Consider the following 16434-nt stretch of genomic DNA (forward strand, 5'->3'; position numbering starts at 1 on the left):
CCGACGCGCAACTGCGCAACCTGCCCGGGACGAACCCTCCCCCGCCGGCGTCGCAGCGTGCTCACCTCGCTCGGTCGGAAGCCGTCACGACCGCCATGAAGACCGGTCCGCAGTCCGGCACGTAGACCTCCATCGTCTCCATACGGGACAGAGCGCCTGTGCTGAGCACACCTTCCTGTTCGTGGTGGAAGACAAGAGCCTGGGCAAGGCCGTGCATGTCCTCGTGGCCAGGAGGTGCGGGTGAGGCGGTGATACGGCAGCCCTCGGTGTCCGCTCCCTGGCTGATGTGCTCGATGGTCGAGTGGAGAGCTTCCGGAGCCGGGGGCGAGTCACTGTCATGCCACAGGTAGATGTGTTCGATCCGTCGGCCCACACCTTCTGTCCGCTGCAGCACATGCGGTGCGCCGTTCCTGGCCGCGAGGTCCCGGTCGTAGATCATCACAGCCTCAGGACACCCGCACTGCTGGCAGGCCTTGACGACGGGCTTGTTGTGGACCGGGCGAGCAGCCTCGCACCCGGCGGAGACCCGCCTCCAGCACCTCACGGCCACTTCCCTCCCTGACCCATGCCAGGCGCACCCACCGAGCAAACTCGAAGGCGTCGACACACCCGTCGTTGGCCCGGTTGCGGAAGGTCTGAATGGGGTCGGCTTGAGCGGCTGCCGACGCTGTCCCGGCAGTAGTGCTGGCGATCAGGCAGAGCGCGGCCACCGCGCCCATGCGGCGCAAGGTGCGATACATCCGGCAAATCTGCCAGGTGGCAGTGCGTCTGGGCAGAGTTGCGTTCGTCGCGCAGCAGGCCGAATTCACAGGCGGTCACCGACAACAGGAGCGATGCCGTACAGGCGCCGTAGGTGGCGGTGCCGTACAGCAGGGAGGCGAGCCGGTCGGCACGATCGACCGGGTGAGGTATTCGACGATTCACCCCAATATGCGGCCTTCCGATCGGCACATTACCTTTGGTGTCGTTATGTGATAGTTAGTCCACGGAGAGTGAGTGTCCATGACTGAGCAACCTAAGAGGTTCGGACTGATCGGCGAATTGTCGGCTGAGTTCGTGGGCACGATGATCCTGATCCTCTTCGGCTGCGGCGTGGTGGCCCAGGTAGCAGCAGGAGGAGCCCTCACGGATCCAGCAGGCGGCCTCGGTGACCACGACAGCATCGCCTGGGCCTGGGGCCTTGGCGTCACCCTCGGCGTGTACGTGGCAGCCCGGCTGAGCGGTGCCCACCTCAACCCCGCAGTGACCGTCGCCCTCGCCACGTTCAAGGGATTCCCGTGGCGCAAAGTGGCGCCCTACGCGCTGGCCCAGACCCTCGGTGCCTTCGTGGCAGCGCTGCTGGTCCGCTGGAACTACAGCGAAGCGCTGGCCAAGGCTGACCCCGGCCACACCATCAAGACCCAAAGTGTCTTCTCCACCCTCCCGGCCAACGGCAACCCCGGTCTCCCCGTCCATGAATGGGGCGCCTTCCGCGACCAGGTCATCGGTACCGCCATCCTCCTCCTGCTGATCCTGGCCATCACAGACCTGCTCAACACACCGCCCGGCGCAAACCTGGGCCCCTTCATCACCGGCCTGATCGTTGTCGCGATCGGCATGGCCTGGGGAACCAACGCCGGCTACGCGATCAACCCGGCACGTGACTTCGGGCCCCGTCTGGCCAGCTTCATCACCGGATACGACGGAGCATGGCGAGACCAGTACGGGAATCTCTACTTCTGGGTTCCCATCGCCGGACCGCTGGTCGGCGCCCTGCTCGGCGCCGGCCTCTATAAGGGCTTGATCGGACGGTTCCTGCCGTCTGCGGAGCCCGAACCCACGGGACGCATCCCCGCATCCAAGACCTGACGACACCAGCTGGAGAGGTGGCACACCATGGCGGACTTCATCGGCGCGGTGGACCAGGGCACCACGAGCACCCGGTTCATGATCTTCGATCACGGCGGCAACGAAGTCGCCAAACACCAGCTGGAGCACGTCCAGATCCTGCCCCGCTCCGGATGGGTGGAGCACGACCCGGTAGAGATCTGGGAGCGCACCAACTCGGTGATGCAGAACGCTCTGCGCCACGGCGGACTCTCGGCCAGTGATCTGGCCGCCATCGGAATCACCAACCAGCGTGAGACCACAGTCGTCTGGGACCGGCGCAACGGACAGCCTTACTACAACGCCATCGTGTGGCAGGACACCCGTACCGACGCCATCGCGGCGAACCTCGAACGTTCAGGGCGCGGCGACGTCATCCGCCGCAAGGCCGGTCTGCCGCCTGCGACCTACTTCTCCGGCGGCAAGATCCAGTGGATCCTGGAGAACGTCGACGGCGTACGGGCGGCAGCGGAGGCAGGTCATGCCCTCTTCGGCAACACCGATGCCTGGGTTCTGTGGAACCTGACCGGCGGCCCCGAGGGCGGCATTCACGCCACCGACGTGACCAACGCAAGCCGCACCATGCTGATGGACCTGGAGACCCTTGACTGGGACGACGAACTCCTGAGCTTCTTCAACATCCCGCGGGCGATGCTTCCCAAGATCAACCCCTCGTCGCACCCGGAGGCCTACGGATCAACCCGCACCTCCCGTCCGCTGCGTGCCGCCGTTCCCATCGGCGGTGTCCTCGGCGACCAGCAGGCCGCCACCGTCGGGCAGGTCTGCTTCTCCCCCGGAGAAGCCAAGAACACCTACGGAACCGGTAACTTCCTGCTGCTCAACACCGGCACGGAACTGGTCCGCTCCCAGCACGGGCTTCTCACCACCGTGGCATACCAATTCGGAGACAGTCCCGCGGTCTACGCGCTGGAGGGATCCATCGCGGTGACCGGCTCAGCGGTCCAGTGGCTGCGCGACCAGATGAAGATCATCAAGACCGCCGCCGAGAGCGAGGATCTCGCCCGCACCGTCGACGACAACGGCGGCATGTACTTCGTTCCCGCCTTCTCGGGCCTTTTCGCGCCGTACTGGCGTTCCGACGCCCGCGGGGCAATCGTCGGACTGGCAAGGTTCAATGACAACGCGCATCTCGCACGAGCGACTCTGGAGGCCATCTGCTACCAGAGCCGTGACGTCGTCGAAGCGATGGAACAGGACTCCGGAGTCCACCTCGACGTTCTCAAGGTCGACGGAGGGGTCACTGCCAACGACCTCTGCATGCAGATCCAGTCCGATGTCCTCGGTGTCCCCGTCAGCCGTCCCGTCGTCGCGGAGACAACCGCCCTCGGCGCCGCCTACGCCGCGGGGCTGGCAACAGGGTTCTGGGAGAACACCGATGAACTGCGCACCCACTGGGCCGAATCCAAGCGCTGGTCGCCCCAGTGGTCCGAGGACCAGCGCGAAGAAGGCTACGCGGGCTGGAAGATGGCCGTGGAACGCACCCTCGACTGGGTGAAGGTTCCCTGAGGCCTGCGGCTCCTCAAGCGCCTGGGTGGCTACATCCATGCGCTGCGCGGAATGGCAACCGCGGAAACAGCCACCCAAGGACGGCCAGACAAGGCTCGTCGTATACCCGGCAGTTGGCGACCTCCGCGCCGTTCACTGCCGGGTATCTCGTCAAGTTCCTGCGACCGAACAGCCCTTCCCCACGGCATCATGGGACTTCGGCGCCGCCACGGACGTCGACCTGGACCGAGTTCGCGGTTCGTTACGGCCGGTGGTTGCCCTCGGCTGGACTGCTAGGCGTCGGTGCGGGCTCGGGCCGAGGCGAGGAGGCTCGGGTCGTGGGCGTTGACGAGCATGAGGTCGGGGTCGCCGGCCTGCCACAGTTCGGCGAGTCGTTGGTGGTTGGCCCGCACCTTGCTCCAGTCGTGTGCGAAGGCTCGTTCCATCGCGAGCAGTGACTTCGGTGCCTTCGCCGAGCCGTCGACCTGGCCGTGGTGGTAGAACGCGTCACCGGTGTGGAGCACCCAGTGGTCGCCGGCATCGACGGCGACCGCCGCGTGCCCTCGGGTGTGTCCGGGAAGGCTGATCAGCACGATGCCCGAAGAGATCTCGGTGAGCTCGGTGGCGGCCTCGAACCCGCGCCATGACTCGCTTCTCCCGGGCGTGTGGCGAACGAGTGTCGGACCGTGCGCGCGTTGGGCGGGCTTGTAGCGTCCCTTCTCGATCCGGGTGGCCGGTCGGAGCGCTGCTGTGGCTTCAGCATGGGTGAGGTGTACCCGCGCCCACGGGAAGTCGGCCAGTCCCCCGACATGGTCGGCGTCGAAGTGGGTCAGTACGACGTCGCGCACGTCCTTCGGGTCAAAACCCAGCGACTCCACCTGCCGGACGGCCGCCTCGGCCTCGTCGAACGCCGGGCGCACGACATGCCGGGCCGGTCCGAACCGTCGGCCGGGTGAGACCCGGTCAAGGAGGCCGAGACCGGTGTCGCAGAGCGCGAGTCCGGTGTCGGTCTCGATGAGCAGCACGTGGCAGACCAGCCCCTCAGGCGCACCCCAGGGACGCATGCTGCCGCAGTTCACATGGTGGACCTTCACTCGAATCCCTCCGTCATATCGGCCATGCCAGGGCGAAGTGTGCGAACGCACCGGTGGTGATCCCCATGACGCGGGCTCCCGCGGGCAGGTGCGGCGACGGCGGACTCCCGGCCTCGACGACGCCGGCGACCTCCATGCCGGCGGTGAACGGACCTTCGCTCTGAGAGGTGGCGCGGCCTCTTGCAGGTTCCGGTCGGCGCCACGGCCGCCGATGCGTGTGCGCGTGGTGGCCGAAGCCGACGTTGTGGTCGGCGAGTTCACGGACCGCCTGCCTTGATCAGTGGTCGTCAACGGACGAAATCAGGTGGTGTGGTCTCCGCCAGGCGTGGGTCAGGCGCGCTCCCGGACATCGCGAGGAGACCTTTGATGACGCGACCGAGCTTGAGCAGACCCCTCGGGCCGCGTTTGTCGATGCCGTCGACGAGCTGCTTGACGATGGTGAGTTGATCGAAGTAGATCCGCTCGGTGACGAGGTTCTCCTGCTCGTCGAAAATGAAGTACGCCGTCATGCGGGTGCGGTGCTTCGACCCCGTCGGCGGTATCTTCCCGAGCGGCCCCTTGTGGGTGCCCAGCAGCCAGAACTCCACGATCACGGCATCGACGCTGTGCCGGAACGCGATGATCTCGTGGTCTTGGTCGGGGAACGCCACGCGCGTGTCGTGGTAGTACTCGCGGACCTCTCCGTCGCCGTCGTGGACGGTCATCTGGGCGATCAGTTCGTAATGCGGGTGCGGGAACGTCTCCAGGGCGGCGTCCCAGTCCTGGCGGACCTCGTCGCGGAAGTGATCGAGCACGAGCTTCTCGCGGGCACGCAGAACGTCCTCGGGCGGCAGAACGAATCGCGACATGGTGCGCCTCCTCAAACCGGCTGGATGCCGTGGGTGATGTGTCCGTGGCTGAACGTGGGGGTGGTGCCGGGGTTCGTCCAGGCGCCGGTCAGCTCGCTGGAGGGGAAGAACTGCACGAACCGGGAGTCGGCCTGGCTGCGGTCGGCCAACGTCTTCTCCAGGACGACCGAGTTGTACTGATCCGCGGTCGTCTCGATCGTGTTGGCGTTGAGCACCACCTCCTGCTGCCACTGCCGCGACCACCTGGCGATGCCCGGAAGTCCGGAGTGCTCGGGGGCGAGGGCTTCGGCGGCGATGACGTTCTCGCTGCTGACCCACATGCCGGTCGAGGTGTTGACGACAAGACTCTGGTTTCCGAAGACGTGCCCCGGCGTCTTGATCACCGCCACGCCCGGGCCGAGGACGACGGAACCGCTGATCGGCAGGAACGCCTCGGGCGGGACATCGCGGTAGGCGGCCGGCTGGTACCAGGGTTTCTGCAGCGGGTGCAGCTCAGCCATGCCGGCAAGCTCGTCACGCTGGACGATGACCTTCGCGTTGGGGAACGCGGCTCGCGGGTGTGCGTCGAGGTCGTCCTGGTGCGCGGTCGTGCCGACCCAGCGGCGCAGGTCCTGAGTGTGCAGGTGGTCGAACATCAGGTAGTCGACGTCGCTCGGCCGGATACCGAGACCCGCGAGGTGCCCGAGCACGGTGCCGTGCTCGCGGACCATCCGGCGCTGGAGGACGCCCGGTGTCTTCTGGGCGAGGTTGTCGAAGTACGGGGTGTAGCGGCCCAGTTCGACGTCACTCGGCTCGAAGAGCAGCACCCGCGGGCACCCGTCGCTCTCGTGCCATCGGATCACCAGCATGCGGTTGGTGATCGACAGGAACGGGGCGATCGCGCGCGACGCGCGGAACAGGCCGAACCGCGTGGGGTACGGCAGCGTGACCAGATCGCGCGTGACAATGCTGTCCGGCATGCCCGTCAGGGCGAACTCCCCACGAAACGCGAGGGCTTGGGCACGGGCCGTCCGTAACCGGACACCCGGCGGCTCGTCCGACCTCGACAGGTCGGGCAAGGTATCGACGCCGACACCGATCGTCGGCAGGTCGGCCACCTCCACGGAACCCCACGGAAACCGCATCGCCGATCCCTCCTTTACCCACGCCGTGGGTATTCACCGAGGCCAACCAATATACCCACGTTGTGGATTAACACAAGGGCGGGCATCATGAGGTCATGACCGCGAAACGAGAACCCCGACGGGGCCGCCCCCCCAAGGGGGCGCCGCAGCTGAACCGCGACGCGATCGTCGCGGCCACCCTCAAGGTCATCGACCTCGACGGCATCGACGCGGTTTCCATGCGCGCTGTCGCCGCTGTCCTCGGCGTCGATCCGAAGAGCCTCTACAACCACGTCGCGGGCAAGGACGGCCTTCTCGACGCGGTGGCCGAGCAGATCCTCGGATCGATGCGTCTGCCCGAGCCCACCGGCGACGTGCGCACCGACCTGCCGGCCATCGGGCACGCGTTCCGCGACAGCGCTCTGGCCCATCCCCGGGCCGCACCGCTCGTACTCACCCGCCAACTCACCTCGTTCAAGGCACTCGCCCCGGTCGACGCGGTCCTGAACGTGCTCCGCGCCGCAGGCTTCCCGCAACACGACGCGGTCCCGATACTGCGCGTCCTCGTCGCCACCCTGATCGGCACTCTGCTCCGCGAGGTGCAGGCGGGACCCACCTACGGCATGACCGACGCTCCCGGCATCGCACAGCGCCGAGCCGTGCTGGAGCAGTCAGGTCTCCCGCGGCTCGCCGAAGCAGCCACCGACCTCGCGCACTTCGACAGGGACGCCGAGTTCGCGTTCACCCTCGGCTTCACCCTCGACGCCGTCATGGCACGGCTCGCCACGCGGTAGCCGAACGCGACGCATTCCGCTCCGAGGGGACCGGGGATTCAGTCCGTGAGCCTTCCGGGACGGCCCCGGTGTCGGCGAGTTCGGCCGAAGCGACGCCTTGGCCGCCGGGCTCGCCGGCACCGTGTCAGCCCGTGAAACGTGTCTCGATGCGTGATGCGTTCGAGGTGTGGCTGTGGGCCCTCATCAGTTCTTCGGCCCGGTCTCCGTCACCTGAGGCGATGGCGTCGTAGATGGCGCGGTGCTGCTTGAAGCGCTCGTCCACGACCTTTCGGTCCTCACCTCGGACCTGGGCCAGAACGCTGCTCTGCCGCTCGTCCGAGCCGAAAGCGTCGACGGTGCTCAGCATTTGAACGAGTGTCGCGTTACCGCTGGCCTGGTCCACGAGCGAGTGGAAGTGCCGCATGAGCTGTTGGATCTCGATGACGAGATGCCGCTCCTCGTCGCTTCCGGCGACGCCGTTGTGCAGGTCGCCGCGCAACTTGTACGCCTTCTCAAGGCAGTTGGACATCTCGCGTCGCTGCGCCGCCGTCGATTTCTCGGCAGCCAGACGGGCGGAGAGAGCTCGGAGCACGTCCTCGATCATGGTGAACTCACGGAGCTCGTCCTTGTCGAACTTCGCGATGCGGACGGTTCGGGGGCCGGTCCGCTCGACCAGACGGTCCTGCTCAAGGCGCCGGAGTGCTTCACGGACGGGAGTCGCGCTGATGTTGAGGGACTCGGCCAGGCCCCGCTCCGTGACCTTCTCTCCACGCTTCAACGTGCCCGTGACGATGGCCTCGCGGATGGCTGCATAGGCTTGATCGCCGAGAGTCGCCGGTGACGTTAGACGGGGTAGCTGACTCATGTGGGGCATGGTATTTGCTACAGCATGACGAGTCAACTAAGGTGCACTCGGCGTGACGGCGCCGGCGCGGACGTGACGGTGCCAGGACGCTGCTGGTCGCGGAACCCCTGTACTGCATTGCGCGGTTGCACGGGGACGGGTCGGCACCCCTCGCCCGGGCACCCAGGACGCGCGGCGCTTGGCGCGCCGCCCTCGAATGCACCCCTGAGCGGCTGCCACATGCACCGCCGTAGACATAGGCGCAGGGCCTGCGTGCGTGTCCGCTCACGACCGCCGGCCCGCGTCACCCCGCAGGGTCCATCACTGACGGCGAGAGCGAGACCATGGACATCAGAGATCGAATAGACCCGCAGGTGCGTGTGAGTCTCGACCGATATCTCGACGTCGTCGGTCCGTCCGGGCTGAGCGGCATCGAGGACGTCGCGGAACGCCGCCGGAGACGGCAGGAGTTGGCGGCATACAGCCCAGAGGCAGCCGCGCCGCATGACGTCACCATCCGCGACGTCTCGATCCCGTCGACCACGGACGCACAACCGGCCGTCCAGGTGCGGGTGTACCGCCCCCATGACCACGGTCCGGCGATGCCCTGCGTGTTGTACATCCACGGCGGAGGCATGGTCTCCGGGAGCGTTGCCGACGACGACGGGAAGGCCATGGAACTGGCTCGGGCGACCGACTCCGTGGTCGTATCGGTGGACTACCGGCTCGCGCCGGAGGACGCCTACCCAGCGGCGCTGGACGACTGCTTCGCGACCCTCACGTGGGTCGCGGACAACCAGCAGGACCTGGGAATCGAAGCGCACCGTATCGCTCTCTACGGCCCCAGCGCGGGCGGATGCCTGGCGGTCGCCACCGCACTGCTCGCCCGGGACCGCGGTGGCCCGGAGATCGCCTGCCTGACGCTCGTGTCACCGATGCTGGACGACCAGCCCGCCACCCCCTCGAATCTCATGAACACCGGCTTCGGGGCGTGGAGTCGGGAGGCGAATCGCCGGGCCTGGCAGGCGTACCTGGGCGACCTCTACGGCACCGGCCTCGTACCGCCCTACGCGGCTCCGGCACGCGCCACCCGCCTCGCGGGGCTCCCGCCGACCTACGTCGACATCGGCGACCTCGACCTCTTCCGCGACGAGGCGATGGACTTCGCCCAGAGACTCATGTGGGCGGGAGTGCCTGTCGAGCTGCACGTCTATCCCGGTGGGATCCACGGCGGGGAATCGCTGGCGCCCGAGGCGGAGTTGAGCGTGCGCACACGGTCCCGCCGGTTCGCCGCCCTGCGGAGGACGCTCGCCGTGCCCCCGCCCGATTCCACCGCCCCATCCGGAGCCTGAAGTACCCCACGCACCCGAACTCCGCCTGATGCTGTCGCAACTGGTTGACAATAATGCTGTAGCAAATAACATACCGTCCAAGTGAGCACAGCCGCCCTCGTCACCCGGTGAGCGCCGACACTCGATCGACGCGCCACCCCTCAAGACCTCGCCAGAGCCAATACCTGATCCAAAAGTGACGTGTCAGCCGCGCACGTCGAGCCCGAGCCGGCTTGCAGCTCTCCGCCATCGCCAGCCGTTCCCACCAGGGCCCCAGACCACAGAGGCGCCCCTTTTTGCAGGTTTTGCGCTATAGCAAATAGTGGAGGATCAATGATGATCTCGCTTTCCAGAGCTTGCGTCCTGACAGCCGCCTGCACGGTTGTTCTGACCGCGTGCGGCGGCTCGACCGGGACGGGCGGGTCGGCGACACCGACGTCCTCGGTCGACGTCGGCAAGGCCTCAGCGGTGACGCCACTCGACTCGGCGACGATCGCCCGAGCCGAGAAGCAGGGCTCGGTCCTCCTCTACACCAACGCCGATGCCGAGCAGATGGCGCCTGTGACCAAGGCGTTCGAGGCGAAGTACAGCGCCATCGATGTGCGCGTGCTGAACATGACCGACCCCCAGACCTTCCAGCGCTACGCCACCGAGACCGCGACGGGCGTCCGTACGGCGGATGTCGTCATGGCCACCGACGCCGTCGGCATGCTGAACTTCGTCAGCAAGGGGAACGTCCTCGACTACAGCGACCCCAATCTCAAGAATCTCCCCGACTACGCACGGCTCGCCCCAGGCGTGGTCGCGATGTCCGAGGACCCGGTTGTCGCCGTCTACAACACCGCGCTGATCCCCAAGGACAAACAGCCCAAGGACCTCAAGTCCCTGGCAGAGCTGTCGAAGTCCATCAAGGGCAAGGTCGGAACAACGGACATCACCAATCCCATGTCGTTCGGGTCCGTCAGCAACTACACCGCCAAGCACGGTGACGCAGGGTGGAAGAACCTCGAAGTGCTCGGCCAGAACAGCGGAGTCGAGTCCGGCAACGGCAACCTGATGCAGAAGCTGGCTCAAGGGCAGTACCAGGCGGCCTACTTCGTCGCCGGCTCGGTCCGGGCACTGATCGAGGGAGAGGAGGCGGCGAAGGTCCTCAACTACACCTATCTGACCGACGGAACTCCCATGCTCCCCCGCGCCGTCGCCGTCACCAAGAAGGCGAGTTCACCGGACGCGGCCAAGGTCTTCGTCAACTTCCTGTTGTCGGCCGAAGGCCAGGAAGCCGCGTGCGCAGGCGGATTCACCCCTTACCGTGACGGTGTCGAGTGCGCCTACGGGCTTCCAGCGGTCGAAGCCGTCGTCGGCGCCGACAACATGATGCTCGGCGGCTACCTCGAAGGCATCGTGAAGAACAAGCCGGAGATCGTCACGAGGTGGAAGTCGGCGTACGACCGATGAGCCTCGTCCGACTGCGACCGCCGCCAGTCCACGCCACCGAACTCGCACCCAGCCCTCGACGCCGGTCACTGTCCACCAACGCGAGCCACTACCTCGTGTGGGTACTGGCGCTCCTGGTCATCGTCGGCCCCGTCGTCCCGGTCGTGGCCGCCTCACTGTGGTCCACAGCCCTGTACGAATCCGGCGGCCACCTGACCCTGGACAACTTCCACGCCCTCCTCACGGACGACGGCTGGTGGACGGCGGTGGTCAACTCGATCCTGTTCGCAGCGCTCAACACCGTCGGCTCCGTACTCGTCGGCGTGGCATGCGCGGTGTTCCTCACGCGCACGAACATCCCTGGGCGCCGGACACTGACCACGCTCCTGCTGGTTCCGATCGCGCTGCCGGGCCTGGTCCTCATCATCGGATGGGCGGCCATGTGGACCCCCGCGGGGTTCGCGTCCTCTTGGCTGAGGACGAACACCTTCCTGGGCATGCCCGTCGACCTCTACAGCATCCCAGGGATGGCCATGGTCGCCATGAGCGTCGCCGCTCCCACCATCTTCCTTCTCTGCCGCGGCACCCTGTTGTCCATCGACCCCGCGCTCGAGGACGCGGCACGCACTCTCGGGGCCGGCCCGCTGCGCAGCCTGGTCTCCGTCAGCCTCCCGCTGCTGCGCCCCGCGATCACCAACGCGGCACTCCTGGTCTTCGCCCTCTCCATGGAGGTTCTCGGCCTGCCCCTCATCCTGGGATTCTCGAACAAGATCAACCTGATCTCCACCTACCTCTACGACCACTGGGTCAACGAGGCACAGCAGGGCCTGGTCTCCGCCGGCGCCGTGTTCCTCCTCGTGGCCGTCTCCGGACTCCTCGTCCTGCGCAACCGCCTCGTCGGAGACACCGCCCGGTTCACCACCACGACCGGCAAACCCACCGGTGTCCGGACGCTCAGGCTGGGACCGTCGCGCTGGATCGTCGCGGCCCTGATCGGGCTCTTCCTCCTGGTCTCCGTGGTCGTCCCGCTGGCCGGCGTCTTCCTGACGGCGTTCACCTCCATCCTGTCGCCGTTCATCTCCCCGTGGAGCGTGCTGACGCTCGGCAACTTCTCCGCGGTCTTCGAGAATCCGCTCTACACGAACTCGATCGTCAACAGCCTCCTCATCGCAGCGATCGGCGGCGCCCTGACGACCGTCGCCATCGCCGTGCTGTCGGTGATCGCGCACCGGTCCCGCTTCAGATTCCGCGGCTCGCTCCAACAGGGAATGATGTGGCCCCGCATGATGCCGGCTCTCGTGACCGGCATGGCGTTCTTCTGGAGCTTCGCCCTGCTCGACAAGTCCGGGGCCGTACGCGCCAGTTTGTGGGGCATCGGCATCGCGTTCGCCGTACGGAGTCTCGCTCTCGGGTACAGCGCCTTCTATCCCGCGCTGACCGGAATCGGCGCGGACCTCGACAACGCCGCCCGTACGTCGGGCGCCACCTGGTGGAAAGCGATGCGGACCGTCATTCTCCGCCTCGTGACTCCCGCCATGGGCGCGTCCTTCGTACTGCTCTTCGTGGCCATGCTCAACGACGCCGAACCCGCGGTCTTCCTCGTCACCGACCAGACACCCGTTCTCGGTCTCACCATGCTGCAACTCGCGGCGACAAGCATCGGCGGAAGCGTCGCCGCCTTGGGAGTCATCCAGATGGTCATCACCCTGGTCGTCCTGGGTGCCGGACGTGCCCTGCTGGGGGTGCGTCCCCGTGCCTAGCCTTCACCTCGAAAAGATCACCAAGAAGTTCGCCGAGCGAACCGTTCTCCACGACCTCTCGCTGACCATCAAGGACGGCGAGATCTTCACCCTCCTCGGGCCCAGCGGCTGCGGCAAGTCGACCACCCTGTGGTCCATCGCGGGACTGCACGAGCCCGACTCGGGAAGCATCGCGTTCGGCGACCGGGTCATGTTCGACCACGGCCGCGTCAACGTCGGCCCCGAGCACCGCAACTGCGGCGTCGTGTTCCAGTCGTACGCCATCTGGCCCCACATGTCGGTCGCGGACAACGTCGCCTACCCCCTGAAACTGCGCCGGACGGCGAAAGCCGAACGCGACCACCGGGTGCAGGAGGTCCTGGACCTGGTCGAACTCGGCGACCACGCCCGCAACTACCCGCACGAACTGTCAGGCGGTCAGCAGCAGCGCGTCGCCATGGCCCGTGCTCTCGCCCACCCGCCCGACCTGCTGCTTCTGGACGAGCCGTTCTCGAACCTGGACGCGAAGCTCAGAGACCGGTCCCGCCAGTGGCTCAAAGCGCTCCAGGAACAGGTCGGTGTCACCACCGTCTTCGTGACCCACGACCAGGACGAGGCACTGTCCTTCAGCGACCGGGTCGCCGTCATGAACCGCGGCAGGGTCCACCAGATCGGCACCCCCCACGAGATATACGAGAACCCGGCGGACCTGTTCGTGGCCGACTTCGTCGGCACGGCCAACATCCTCGCCGCCACCGTCACCGAGGCCGACGGCAAACACGCGCTGGTACGCGTCGACGGCATCGGCGCACCCCTCACGATCCCCCACACCGACAAACGGTCGGGCCGCGTGAAGATCTGCATCCGGCCCGAGAACATCAGCGTTCACCGCGTCGGCGACACCAGCCCGCCGGCGCACGCGCTGACGGCCAGGGTGGAGAACCGCGCCTACCTCGGCGACCACTACCGCTACATCATCCGCATCGCCGACACGCCTGTGGTGGTGACCACCACACGCCCCGTCACCGACGGCGAACTCGTGGTCAGCCTTGCCCCGGACGACATCCGGATCTTCCACGAGGAAGCCACCCCGAACGAGGAGAACCCGCATGCCCCCGTCCAGTGACGCGGCCGCCCGCGTCGGAGTCCTGACTCCCTCCGGCATGCTCGGTGCCGGCTTCACCCCGGAGAGCATCGAGCGAGGCCTGACTCTCGGCCCCGACGTCATCGCCATCGACGGCGGCTCCACCGACTCCGGCCCCTACTACCTGGGCGCCGGTCTCGCGAAGACCACAGCCGCCGCAGTACGCCGAGACCTGCGCATCCTCCTCAAAGCGGCCGCCACCGCACGCATTCCGCTCATCGTCGGTTCCTGCGGGACCAGCGGAACGGACTCCGGAGTCGACTGGGTCGCCGAGATAGCCGAGGGCGTCATGGCGGAGGAAGGCCTGGATCTGAAGGTCGCCCGCATCTACAGCGAACAGGATCCCGGATTCCTCAAGGAGCAGCTGAGCGCCGGACGAATCCGGCCGCTTCCACCGCACGGCCCGCTCCAGCCGGAGACGCTCGAAAGCTGCACTCACATCGTCGGCATGATGGGCCACGAACCGATCGCCGAAGCGATTCGGGACGGCGCGCAGGTCATCCTCGCCGGACGGGCCACCGACACCGCTCTCGCGGCAGCCGTCCCGCTGATGCTCGGCATGCCGGCCGGCCCCACCTGGCACGCCGCCAAGATCGTCGAATGCGGTGGACAGGCGACCACGGACCCACGGCTCGGCGGAGTCTTCGCCACCATCGACCACGACGGCTTCGTCATCGAACCCCTCGACCCCACCAACATCTGCACACCCATCTCCGTCGCGGCACACATGCTCTACGAGACGGCGAACCCCTACCGGATGCGCGAACCCGCGGGCACACTCGACGTCTCGGACGCGACCTACACCGCCGTCGACGAACGTCGCGTACGCGTCGAGGGTTCCCGCTTCGAAACGGCCGAACAGCACACCATCAAACTCGAAGGCGCACGCGTCACCGGCTACGAGACCGTCTCCTTCACCGGCATCCGCGACCCCCGCATCACCGCCGGAATCGAGACTTGGGCCTCCTACCTGCGCACCGTCCTCACCGACCGCATCCAGCAGACCCTGGGCCTGAGCGACGACGACTACGGCCTGGACATCCGCCTCTACGGCCACAACGCCATCCTCGGCGACATCGACCCCGATGCCACGCCACCCCGGGAGGTCGGCGTCATGCTCCTCGTCAACGCCTCGACGCAGAACGCCGCAACCGCGATCGCCAAGGTCGCCAACCCGCTGATGCTGCACCTCCCGCTCCCCGACATGGCGTACCTCCCCAGCTTCGCCTTCGCCACATCCCCGGCCGAGATGGAACGCGGGGCGGCCTACGAGTTCGTCCTCAACCACGCCGTGGACGTCGACTCACCCGCCGGCATGTTCCGCACCCATCACTCCCGCGAGGTTTCCCATGTCTGAGAGCACCACCGCCCCACCCGAGCTCGGTGACTACGCCATCGAGGTCCGTTCCAAGAACGCCGGCCCCTTCTGGGTCACCATGGAGACCTTCATGAGGGACGCCGCCGGATACGCCATCGCGGCGGACGACACCTTCCTCAACGAACAGGTGATCGCGAACCTTTACAAGGTCGATGCCGCGCAGGTGCAGATCTTCCGCATCCCCGCGCTGAACGTCGTGAAGATCTCCTTCCCTCGCCCCGTCACTCAGGCCAGCCTCCGGGACCGGGACATCCACGCCGGGCAGCACCACGTCCCTCTGGCCACCCTGCGCGTTCCTTCACGGCATCTCACGGCCGACGCGTGAGCGCGCCTCCGTACGTCGGCACACAACGGCAGAGCTGACCACACCCGGCCCCACGACCCGCCGTACCCCATCCGGATTCCCGACCTCAGACGACGAGGAGAACGCTGTGATCCATGAAGTGAGCCGATCGGACGACACCATTGCCGAACCGCTGGCCCTGAAGGACCTCGTGCCCATTCCCGAGGAGAAGCTGATCTTCCGTCTCCCCGCCCCTTTCACCGATCCGGCCATCGAACGACGGCACCGCAAGGAACGACTCGCGGGCGCTCTGCGTCTCTTCGGACGCTTCGGTTTCGAGGAGGGCGTGGCGGGCCACATCACGGCACGCGACCCCGAGTTCCCCGACCACTTCTGGGTCAACCCGTTCGGCGTCTCCTTCAAGCACGTGAAGGTCAGTGATCTCCTGCTCGTCAACCACGACGGCGACGTCGTCCAGGGCCGTCACCGGGTCAACCGTGCCGCCTTCGCCATCCACTCGGCCGTTCACGCGATGCGACCGGACGTGGTGGGGGCTGCCCACAGCCACTCCGTCTACGGCAAGGCGCTGTCGGCGACGACCCAGCGGCTCGAACCCCTCACGCAGGACGCCTGCGCCTTCTACGAGGACCACGGCTGCTACGAGAACTACTCGGGCGTCGCCAATGATCCGGAGGAAGGCCGACGTATCGGTGAGGCGCTCGGGACACACAAGGCGGTCATCCTGCGCAATCACGGCCTGCTGACCGCCGCCGGGTCGGTCGACGCCGCCGCGTACTGGTTCATCACGATGGAGCGCTCGGCGCAGGCTCAGCTCGCCGCGAAGGCAGCGGGTCCCACCGTCCAGATACCTCACGAGGAGGCGAAGTCGACCTACGAACAGGTGGGTTTCGACCTGGCCGGCTGGTTCCAGTTCCAGCCCCTCTTCGACCAGATCTCCCACACGGATCCCGACCTCTTCGACTGAGCGTCGGCGGGGCCCCGCTGAAGGCGGCGGGCGGGGCAACGCCGCCTTCGGTGCCAGGCCCTTGAACCAGGTGAGGCCGCCGGTCCCGTTCTCACGGACGGACCGG

General features: G+C 67.0%; 15 protein-coding genes. 10 read left to right on the forward strand and 5 right to left on the reverse strand.

Annotation, left to right across the window (positions count from 1 at the left end; genetic code table 11):
* Positions 1 to 61: 61 nt before the first annotated feature.
* The gene (locus ACIP79_RS38990) at positions 62 to 442 is read right to left on the reverse strand and encodes a hypothetical protein (RefSeq protein WP_401231794.1); all 381 of its coding nucleotides are present in this window, start codon (positions 440 to 442) and stop codon (positions 62 to 64) included.
* Between the two features lie 560 nt (positions 443 to 1002).
* Between ACIP79_RS38990 and ACIP79_RS38995 the strand changes: the two genes are divergently transcribed.
* Together ACIP79_RS38995 and glpK are read left to right on the forward strand one after the other, a co-directional pair.
* Positions 1003 to 1848 (forward strand): MIP/aquaporin family protein, encoded by an 846-nt coding sequence (locus ACIP79_RS38995; protein WP_401231797.1) that lies wholly within the window; start codon positions 1003 to 1005, stop codon positions 1846 to 1848.
* Positions 1849 to 1875: 27 nt separating this feature from the next.
* Positions 1876 to 3393, forward strand: a complete 1518-nt coding sequence (gene glpK / locus ACIP79_RS39000) for a glycerol kinase GlpK (protein ID WP_401231800.1) — start codon at positions 1876 to 1878, stop codon at positions 3391 to 3393.
* 272 nt (positions 3394 to 3665) lie between these two features.
* Here glpK and ACIP79_RS39005 read toward each other — a convergent pair whose 3' ends face one another.
* The 3 genes from ACIP79_RS39005 to ACIP79_RS39015 form a co-directional block, all read right to left on the reverse strand.
* Positions 3666 to 4466 carry an MBL fold metallo-hydrolase gene (locus tag ACIP79_RS39005; protein WP_401231803.1) on the reverse strand — a complete coding sequence of 267 codons (801 nt, stop codon included), beginning with the start codon at positions 4464 to 4466 and terminating at the stop codon, positions 3666 to 3668.
* A gap of 287 nt (positions 4467 to 4753) precedes the next feature.
* Positions 4754 to 5314 carry an ester cyclase gene (locus ACIP79_RS39010; protein WP_401231806.1) on the reverse strand — a complete coding sequence of 187 codons (561 nt, stop codon included), beginning with the start codon at positions 5312 to 5314 and terminating at the stop codon, positions 4754 to 4756.
* A gap of 11 nt (positions 5315 to 5325) precedes the next feature.
* Complete coding sequence (locus ACIP79_RS39015; protein WP_401231809.1) at positions 5326 to 6438, reverse strand: hypothetical protein; 1113 nt, start codon at positions 6436 to 6438, stop codon at positions 5326 to 5328.
* Between the two features lie 95 nt (positions 6439 to 6533).
* Between ACIP79_RS39015 and ACIP79_RS39020 the strand changes: the two genes are divergently transcribed.
* Positions 6534 to 7211 (forward strand): TetR/AcrR family transcriptional regulator, encoded by a 678-nt coding sequence (locus ACIP79_RS39020; protein ID WP_401231811.1) that lies wholly within the window; start codon positions 6534 to 6536, stop codon positions 7209 to 7211.
* A 124-nt stretch (positions 7212 to 7335) separates the two neighbouring features.
* Here the strand turns inward: ACIP79_RS39020 and ACIP79_RS39025 are convergent, their stop codons facing one another.
* Positions 7336 to 8055 carry a GntR family transcriptional regulator gene (locus tag ACIP79_RS39025; RefSeq protein ID WP_401231814.1) on the reverse strand — a complete coding sequence of 240 codons (720 nt, stop codon included), beginning with the start codon at positions 8053 to 8055 and terminating at the stop codon, positions 7336 to 7338.
* A gap of 359 nt (positions 8056 to 8414) precedes the next feature.
* On the opposite strand from ACIP79_RS39025, the gene ACIP79_RS39030 reads away from it, so the two are divergent.
* From ACIP79_RS39030 to ACIP79_RS39060, 7 genes are all read left to right on the forward strand, one after another.
* The gene (locus tag ACIP79_RS39030) at positions 8415 to 9386 is read left to right on the forward strand and encodes an alpha/beta hydrolase (protein WP_401231817.1); all 972 of its coding nucleotides are present in this window, start codon (positions 8415 to 8417) and stop codon (positions 9384 to 9386) included.
* Positions 9387 to 9698: 312 nt separating this feature from the next.
* The gene (locus ACIP79_RS39035) at positions 9699 to 10820 is read left to right on the forward strand and encodes an ABC transporter substrate-binding protein (RefSeq protein WP_401231819.1); all 1122 of its coding nucleotides are present in this window, start codon (positions 9699 to 9701) and stop codon (positions 10818 to 10820) included.
* Positions 10817 to 12559 (forward strand): ABC transporter permease, encoded by a 1743-nt coding sequence (locus ACIP79_RS39040; RefSeq protein WP_401231822.1) that lies wholly within the window; start codon positions 10817 to 10819, stop codon positions 12557 to 12559. Before ACIP79_RS39035 ends, ACIP79_RS39040 begins: the two co-directional genes overlap by 4 nt.
* Positions 12552 to 13664, forward strand: a complete 1113-nt coding sequence (locus tag ACIP79_RS39045; protein ID WP_401231825.1) for an ABC transporter ATP-binding protein — start codon at positions 12552 to 12554, stop codon at positions 13662 to 13664. The genes ACIP79_RS39040 and ACIP79_RS39045 overlap by 8 nt, the downstream gene beginning before the upstream one ends.
* Positions 13648 to 15039 (forward strand): acyclic terpene utilization AtuA family protein, encoded by a 1392-nt coding sequence (locus ACIP79_RS39050; protein ID WP_401231828.1) that lies wholly within the window; start codon positions 13648 to 13650, stop codon positions 15037 to 15039. Before ACIP79_RS39045 ends, ACIP79_RS39050 begins: the two co-directional genes overlap by 17 nt.
* Positions 15032 to 15385 carry a DUF4387 domain-containing protein gene (locus ACIP79_RS39055; protein ID WP_401231830.1) on the forward strand — a complete coding sequence of 118 codons (354 nt, stop codon included), beginning with the start codon at positions 15032 to 15034 and terminating at the stop codon, positions 15383 to 15385. Before ACIP79_RS39050 ends, ACIP79_RS39055 begins: the two co-directional genes overlap by 8 nt.
* A gap of 157 nt (positions 15386 to 15542) precedes the next feature.
* A complete protein-coding gene (locus tag ACIP79_RS39060; protein ID WP_401231923.1) occupies positions 15543 to 16328 on the forward strand; it encodes a class II aldolase/adducin family protein in 786 nt (261 codons plus the stop codon).
* Positions 16329 to 16434 lie beyond the last annotated feature (106 nt).

This window comes from Streptomyces sp. NPDC088747 (genome assembly GCF_044751025.1).
Taxonomy (GTDB): Bacteria; Actinomycetota; Actinomycetes; order Streptomycetales; family Streptomycetaceae; genus Streptomyces.